Source organism: Psychrobacter piscatorii, assembly GCF_001444505.1.
GTDB lineage: Bacteria > Pseudomonadota > Gammaproteobacteria > Pseudomonadales > Moraxellaceae > Psychrobacter > Psychrobacter piscatorii_B.
This window is the reverse complement of record NZ_LNDJ01000123.1, coordinates 1-7844: the sequence shown is the minus strand read 5'-3', so window position 1 is coordinate 7844 and position 7844 is coordinate 1. Positions and strand designations below refer to the sequence as shown.

Annotated in this window: 5 protein-coding genes and 1 pseudogene; 2 read left to right on the top strand and 4 right to left on the bottom strand. The window is 42.2% G+C overall.

Features of this window, described 5'->3' with window-relative positions; genetic code table 11:
• The first annotated feature begins 604 nt into the window (after positions 1-604).
• Both AS194_RS12630 and AS194_RS13550 read left to right on the top strand, forming a co-directional pair.
• Positions 605-1549: an Arc family DNA-binding protein gene (locus AS194_RS12630; protein WP_160023035.1), complete on the top strand. Its 945-nt coding sequence runs from the start codon at positions 605-607 to the stop codon at positions 1547-1549.
• Between the two features lie 106 nt (positions 1550-1655).
• Positions 1656-2404 (top strand): annotated as a pseudogene (locus AS194_RS13550) (IS5 family transposase).
• A 312-nt stretch (positions 2405-2716) separates the two neighbouring features.
• Here AS194_RS13550 and AS194_RS12615 read toward each other — a convergent pair.
• From AS194_RS12615 to AS194_RS12600, 4 genes are all read right to left on the bottom strand, one after another.
• Positions 2717-4888: a protein-disulfide reductase DsbD domain-containing protein gene (locus AS194_RS12615; protein ID WP_058025840.1), complete on the bottom strand. Its 2172-nt coding sequence runs from the start codon at positions 4886-4888 to the stop codon at positions 2717-2719.
• A gap of 113 nt (positions 4889-5001) precedes the next feature.
• On the bottom strand, positions 5002-5883 hold the full coding sequence (locus AS194_RS12610) for an IS982 family transposase (RefSeq protein WP_058025839.1): 882 nt from the start codon (positions 5881-5883) through the stop codon (positions 5002-5004).
• A gap of 181 nt (positions 5884-6064) precedes the next feature.
• On the bottom strand, positions 6065-6949 hold the full coding sequence (lgt, locus tag AS194_RS12605) for a prolipoprotein diacylglyceryl transferase (RefSeq protein ID WP_011959981.1): 885 nt from the start codon (positions 6947-6949) through the stop codon (positions 6065-6067).
• Between the two features lie 183 nt (positions 6950-7132).
• A partial coding sequence (locus tag AS194_RS12600) for an ATP-binding protein (RefSeq protein ID WP_152978643.1) occupies positions 7133-7844 on the bottom strand: 712 nt, incomplete at its 5' end.

Below are 7844 nucleotides of genomic sequence, written 5' to 3'. Positions count from 1 at the left end.
TCTCCGACAATCCCGGGGCGGTTCAGTTACTATGTTCTAGGTACTGTAGATAGTATTTTAGGTGGATAGCTCTTGCGGATAACGTTTTCATATTTGAAAGCGCAGGAGTGTCTAGTTGTCCCATGAGATATAGGTTACCTATTTTCCAAGGTAAACCATCTGATTGAATGATAACAGGCATTCTGAAGTGATAATCTGAGTTAGCTAAAGAGCTAAAAGTGTAATCGTAATCATTAGCCTGAGAAGTCTTTGACCAATTTGCATTCTGCAATCTAAACCGTCTTAGATAAATTACTTTTGCATTAGAGTCAAAAAGGTCTTTAAGATAAGGTTTCATCTCTTTTCTAGTTCACTGAGTTCTTTGGCTTTAAACATAAGCTTTTCTATATATTGAGATAACGAATGGAACTGGTTCTTTGCATCATTTATGGCAAAATTCTTAAGTTCTTTAGGTACCCGGACGTTCATCTGAACCTTCTGATTTGACATGTATTTACCTCTTTAGGGTTTGTTACATAATATGATAGCATTATGCTATCATTGCCGCAAGTTCCTTATGGTAATATTATTTGTTTTAAATTCAATATTCTATTTGGGCTTTAAAATGTCAAAAAATGTGCAGTTTAATTTAAGAATTCCTACTGAATTGAAAGCCCTGATCTCCGATGCCTCAAAAGTTAGTGGACGTTCAATTAATGCCGAGGCACAGTATCGACTAGAAAAATCTTTTGAAGGTCAAGAAGGAAGTTATATCGAAGCTATCGACGATTTAAAGAGTTTTTTTGATGCTCATTTACGTAGCGATCGCTTAAATCTACTATCTGGCAAACTAAATTTCCTCTTGAGTGAAGCTAAGGCAACTGATAGTTTTCATACCCCAAGTATTTCTAGAGTTGCTGAGGCCCTGGGATACAATAGTGTGGGCGTTACTGAGGATTGGTTTGAAGGGCGAAAAGAGCCATCGTTTAACGAATTAGAAAAATTAGCCACATACTTTGGATGCCAAAAGAATTGGCTCGCTCATGATGAAGGAAGGCCTTTCGCAAAAGAAACATTTGAGTTTGGTTATGATATTGAAGAGAATGCTAGAAGCTTATTAAAAGGTAATAATGAAGATGAGGTTAAGTTGGTCTGGTTTGCTCGGAACAATACTGAAAACGGTGAACTAGTTATTATCAAGCATTACGATAGTTGGCATGGTTTGATTCTAGACTCTCGTGTGCATGTCAGTGACAAAGTAGGTATAGGTGGCTCTGAAGACAGAGCGCTCCTATCCTTAACATTAAAGTATCTTTGTAAGTACCATATCTCAAAGATCAGAGGAGCAATAGTTTCAGAACCAGACTTTAACGAATTAATTTGGGCCAAACAAAATCCGATCAAAGTAATTGATAAGTATCGTCACAATTCTTGGATTGAAGATATTTGGGATAGGTCAATGTATTCAAAGAAAGCTAATAGTTACTGGAAGGGATGGAGTGAGATGTGCATGTCTAATGAACTTTATATTAGTGGACATGAGATTTTATCTAAAATATCTATAAAGTAATTTGAGATAAAATAAGTATGCCATACTAGGGCGTGTCATCAATTAGCATAGATATTTCAGAATAAGCTATACTTAGATCGTATTTAGGAATTTGAGCTCAATGACTATGACAAGACGACATGCCCTACGTGATGACCAATGGGAGAGAATTAAAGACATTCTACCTGGTAAACCAAGTGACGTTGGTGTTACTGCAAAGGATAACCGCTTGTTCGTAGAAGCGGTTCTGTACCGTTACAAGACCGGCATACCTTGGCGTGACCTACCTGAACGCTTTGGCGACTTCAGAGTGATTCATACTCGTTTTAGTCGCTGGTCAAAAAAAGGCGTATGGAAGCAGGTTTTTAATCAACTCTCTGAACAATCCGATGACGAATATGCCATGCTAGATGCCACGATTGTTAAAGCCCACCAGCACAGTGCTGGAAAAAAAGGGATCAAGCCATTGGACGCAGCAAAGGTGGACTGAAGACTAAAATACATACTCGAACAGATGCATTAGGCAATCCTACTGGCTTTTATCTAACAGGTGGGGCAGCTCATGACCTGTGTGGCTCAGATGAATTGCTTGATGTCAGTATTAGCCAAACGTGGCTTGCCGATAAAGCTTACGATGCTGATGCCCGCGTTATTGAACCGATTAAAGCAGTGCAAGGTAATGCAGTTATACCATCTAAGTGTCATCGGCTGCAGCCAAGAGACTTCGATAAAGAGCTTTATAAAGCGAGGCACCTAATAGAGAACTTCTTTGCCAAGATTAAGCAGTATCGTGCGATTGCCACTCGCTATGATAAGTTAGCCAGTCATTTCCTTAGTGCCATTCACTTAGTTTCTTGTGTCGTTTGGCTTAATTGATGACACGCCCTAAAGAAAATCAATAAATATGGACGTGCAAGGTAGCCATTACTCGTGGTAATGCGCCTTTAGCAATGTTGCTTTATTGTAATGAAAATAAGGGCACTATACTAGCGTTATTGCGAGCAAATACTGATGTAAATAATAAGGTAAGTAGTTAAATGAATAGTAATAAATAACGTTAAACCAAGGATTTAGCGTCTATATTAAAAAGGCTATTTAGTAAGATTGAAAAAGACAACGTCCTATTATCAAAGGACGTTGGCTTTTTAATGGGTAGAAATGATGTGGAATTTATCTACATTTAAACGATTAATTTAGCGCGGTTAAGGTTTGCTCAAACGCTGCGCGCCCGATTTCACCCACTTGCTGATTGACCAATTGCCCGTCTTGATAATACAGCAATGCTGGCGGACCAAATAGTTTATAACGCGCTAAGATTGCTTTTGAATCAGCCGTAGTCTCCGTGATATCAAGTCTGACCAATTGCCAATCTTGCATTTGCGCAGGGCGATTATGAAATAAGTTTTTCTCCATAGTCCGGCATGTAATACACCATTCGGCGGTGACATCGACCAGCACTTTAGGATTGGCGGCGACAATGGCATCTAACTCAGCCAGCGTCGTGACCGTCTTATCGGTTGCATTACTGGTGGCTGGTTGACCAGCAGTTGTCTGCAGCACCGGAACCGCAGTTAGGGAGGCAAGCGGATGTAAACTATCATCATTACCCAATGCGGCGCCGACGATTAAACACGTCGCCCAAATACCAGCGATTAAGCCTAGCGCTTGGGTCAGCATCCGACCTTTGCCTAGCCAGCTCCACGCCCACATCGCCACGACCATAAACCACAGCGCCCAAACCATCAGCATCACAGGCGAGATAAAGACGCGTTCAATTAATAACAATGCCACGGCAAAAAGCAACAAAGCAAAGCCCTGCTTGACCCAGTTCATCCACTCACCCGCTTTTGGCATGATTTTACCTTGGGTCGCGCCGATTAAAATAAGCGGCGCTGATAAACCAAAACCGAGCATAAATAAAGCCGCAAAGCCAAGTAATGGACTTCCAATCGTTGATACAGCAAGCAGCGCCCCAAATAAGGGTGCCGAAACACAAGGCGATACCACGAGCGCCGATAAGAATCCCGCAATTAAACTGCCGCCCGTACTACCAAGCTTGCTATCCCCCGCTTGGCTTAGACCCTGCATTTTACTACTGATAAATCTCGGCAGACGAATGCTAAATACGCCCAACATATAAAGGGCTAATAAGACAAAAACGATGGCAAACCCAATTAAAATAATCGGATTTTGTAGCCAACCGATAATGCCTAACGATTCGCCAAATACCGCAATGACCGCGCCTAAAATACCATAAGCGATGGCAACACCAATAGCGTAGCTGGTCGTTAAAATAACACCGCGTTTTACCGTTGGATTGTCTTCACGCGCGACGATATTGGCAACAATCGGTAGCATCGGTAACACGCATGGCGTCAATGCCAAGACCAACCCTGCCAAGAACAATAACACCAATGCCAACCACGGATGCGAAGCTAAGCCAAAAGGGTCACTATTAATGGCGTTATCAACGACAACGGTATTGTTTGTTGCAGCAGCATTATTTATGACAGCGTCATTGTTCGCTGCTTCACTTGTGACATTATCGCCTACCACTTCTTCATCGGCTCCAGAGATGGTATTGATTGCACCAAGCTCTGCATCTAACGCTTCGTCATCTAACAATGCATAATCAATCACCTCGTCATCTGGCGTAGTTTGCTCTGTAGCAAGACTATTGGTAACTGTCCCATCTGTAGAGGCTTGCGCAGTTTCTACATTGCTGTTATTGCTCGCAGAAACTGTAGCAGTACTACTTGAACTATTGGCTGCCGATTGTGAAGCAGCAGCGATATTGACTGTGGTTTTTATTTTCTCCGGTGGATAGCATAGACCCGCTTTGGCACAGCCTTGCCAACCTATTGTCACGGCGGCATTATTTATCGCCTTGCCATTACTACTACTCAAAATGGTAGTAGCAACCATATTGGCTTGGTCAAAGACCAATACTTGACCAAAGGTCGGATCATCTATGGAGATAGGCTTTTGGCTAAAGCTAAAAGGTGCAGCGCTCACGCCAGCAGGCAACGTTAGCTTAATTTGGTCTTTATAAACATAGTGCTCAGGCGTAATGTCAAAGTTAATGGCTAAGCGCGTGCCATTATTGGTCGGTTTGCTGCTACTGCTAACTTGAAACGCTTCATCAACAGGCAAAAATTTCGGTTGGGTCGCGCTTTTATCACTGCTAAATAAATCGCCCAATCCTGCCGCTTGCGATGCCACTGGCACGGCCGTCAGCCCAGTCGCTGCTAGCCCTGTCAATAATGAACCCGCGCTGAAAGCGAACGCCAACAGATAAGATTTTTTCGACGATTTATTTTGCGTTAATGACGGAGACTTTTCTGCGCTCTTAAGGGACATGAAGGGCTACCTATTATTTCCAATATTCGAATTGACCAATTCACTGTCTGTATGGACTTGTCTATTTACAACCCCAGTTCGGGATAAGCCACATTGTAACTCATTGATACTATTTACAATGTGGCTACCTGTCCCTGCTGAGGCATATTTTTGATGGTGGGTTTATAGGGAAACCAGCAATAAGCAATTAAACCTGACAGCAAGTTTGTGATAAACCCCGTGACACTACGATGGCGTGAGTGTTCGATTTGGCACAAGTTTTTAAGCTCTCCAAACACCGTTTCAACCAAAGAGCGATGATTGAGTAGTGCCTCATCCATAGGCTCAAGTAATTGGGGTTTCATATTACGCCGAAGTTTGGTTATCAACGTGGTATCACTGTGTTTTGTGAGCCACTCGTTTAGGGCTTTACTGATGTAGCCTCTATCACCAAACACCTTGCCAAACACAGGCGTTGCCATATCCTTAACAGGCATTCTGTCATCCGTATTACCCGCAGTGACTTTAACAGATACAAGCTCGCCCTTATGATTGATAATGGCGTGCAGCTTAAAGCCATAGAACCAGCCCATGCTGCTTTTGCCTCGGGTTGCAAGTCCTTCAAAGACTTTATGACGGTAGATACGTTTGTTATGACAAACTGCTATCTTGGTTGAATCAATATAGCTGATACCTGTACAGTCGCCCATCATGCTTTGCAAGTAGCTGCACAGTGGTATGATACTGCGCGGCACAAGCTCTATAAATCGCGAGTAGCTCGGCAGATTTGGAAACGCCCGTTTCATCATGCCAAGCATGTGATGGTAGTAAAACGCCTTAAACTGTCGATACCGCAGTTGATGAAACAGTACCAAGATGGTCATAATCTCTGCTACACTTATCTGGCATGCTCTTAGCCGTTGACGGCCCGTTGCGATTAAATGAGCGTCAAACTCAGGTTTGAATTGCTGATAAAAGTCGTCAATATGGCAGTATAGTTCGGTTAGGTTGTCCATGTAAGAAGTCCTTTTTGCTTAAGTGGTCTTGGTAAACTCACTTTAGCAACTTTGGACTTCTTTTTTATCTTTTTTTTGAGCGCTTATCCCGAACTGGGGTTAGGTATTAATTCTGCAAATGGAATGTATCTTGTTAGAACTGCATTTATATTTATTTGTTCATGCACCTCGACACTTATTTCTAATATGCAGACTGCTTACCCCAATCATAAATACCGCGTTTGTAAGCATAAATCAGCATGATTAAGCCGGCGATAATCATCGGCGCGCTTAAGATTTGCCCTTTGGTCATCCAACCTAATAATATGAATCCTTGGTCAGCATCTGGCTGGCGGAAGAATTCAATGATAAAGCGGCTGATGCCATAGCCTAGTAAGAATACAGCGGAGGCGGCCATACGTGGACGTGGTTTTGATGAATACCACCATAAGAATATAAATAGCAGCAGACCTTCGGCAAAGGCTTCATATAGCTGTGATGGATGACGAGGCAATATGTATTGACCATTGACTTCAATCATCAATTCTTGCAATTGTGGATTGCTCTGTAATTGCTCCATATCAAACGCCGCGGCTTGCGGAAAGTAGGTCAGCCAGTTATAGCCACCGTCTGAGACGCGACCCCATAATTCGCCATTGATATAGTTGCCGATACGCCCAAACAGTAAGCCGGTTGGTACACAAGGAACGATAAAATCGAATACTTGAAAGGTAGTCTTTTTATATTTACGGGCAAAGAACCACATACCTAGCATGACGCCGATAAAGCCGCCGTGGAAAGACATACCGCCTTCCCAGACTTTTAATATATAGGCAGGGTTTTGGAGTAATTCACCGAACTGATAAAACAGCACATAGCCAATACGACCGCCTAAGATGACACCAAGCGCGCCATAAAAGACTAAGTCAGAGACCATGTCGGTGGTCCAATTGTCGCGTTTGGTACTGCGATACCAAGCCAAACCGTAAGCGGCAGCAAAGGCTAGCAAATACATTAGCCCATACCAGTGCACTTCCAATGGACCCAAGGAAAGCGCTACGGGATCATACTGAGGATGAATCATCATAAAGGCATCATAATTATTGGTAATAGAATGTATGAAATAGGCTTATATAAGAAATTTTTTGTCCAACAATTGAAAAGTACAACTATCGCAAGTCAGAATCTCATCTTATGGATAGAGAGACCTTCCAAGTAAACTCGCCTTCGATCTAATCTGAGCGGTTCATAGACAGTATGAAGGTATTTACTACCTGGCAATCAACAACTTTACAGCAACCTCAAAAAGACACTCATCTTTGATAGTAATACTAACTTTGCCATTATGAGCATTGGCGATAGCTTGCACAATAGATAAGCCTAAGCCTGTTCCTGAATGCATCGTATTCGTTTTATCATGACGATAGAATCGCTCAAACAGTTTATCGGCTTCAATCTGATTTAATGGTTTGTCTAGACGGTTGGTCATAGTTATTCTTAACCAGAGCTGCTCTGGGGATTGAATATCGTCTTTTGGCGCATTAAGCGAGGTGCTTGAAGTGAGGACAGTAGCGGATATCATAATAGTGCTATTACTAGCCGCATAATAAATCGCATTTGACATCAGGTTGGCAAACAGCCGTTGCAATAAGCCTTTATCACCTAGTACTGTTTTAAAATCACCCGATTTTTCAAAGATTATCTCACGATCCTCAGCAATCATCTCATAATAATCTATAAGCTTTGTGATCAAGCTCTCTATATCGACATGACTGATTTGCGAATCACTCAGCTCTTTTTGAGTTTTTGCCAGTAATAACATATCGTTAATCATGGCGGATAACTGCTTTAACGTATCATGCTGATGATGCAATTGCTCAATGTATTCGTCGCTTTCTCTTGGCTTAGTTAACATGACTTGCGTTTGCGTACTCAGCGTCGCTATTGGCGTACGTAGCTCATGGGCGATATTGTCTGAAAAC

Coding starts and splice junctions, on each gene's coding strand:
- AS194_RS12615 (WP_058025840.1), bottom strand. CDS start 4,888: ATGTCCCTTAAGAGCGCAGAAAAGTCTCCGTCATTAACGCAAAATAAA.
- lgt (WP_011959981.1), bottom strand. CDS start 6,949: ATGATGATTCATCCTCAGTATGATCCCGTAGCGCTTTCCTTGGGTCCA.
- AS194_RS12610 (WP_058025839.1), bottom strand. CDS start 5,883: ATGGACAACCTAACCGAACTATACTGCCATATTGACGACTTTTATCAG.
- AS194_RS12630 (WP_160023035.1), top strand. CDS start 605: ATGTCAAAAAATGTGCAGTTTAATTTAAGAATTCCTACTGAATTGAAA.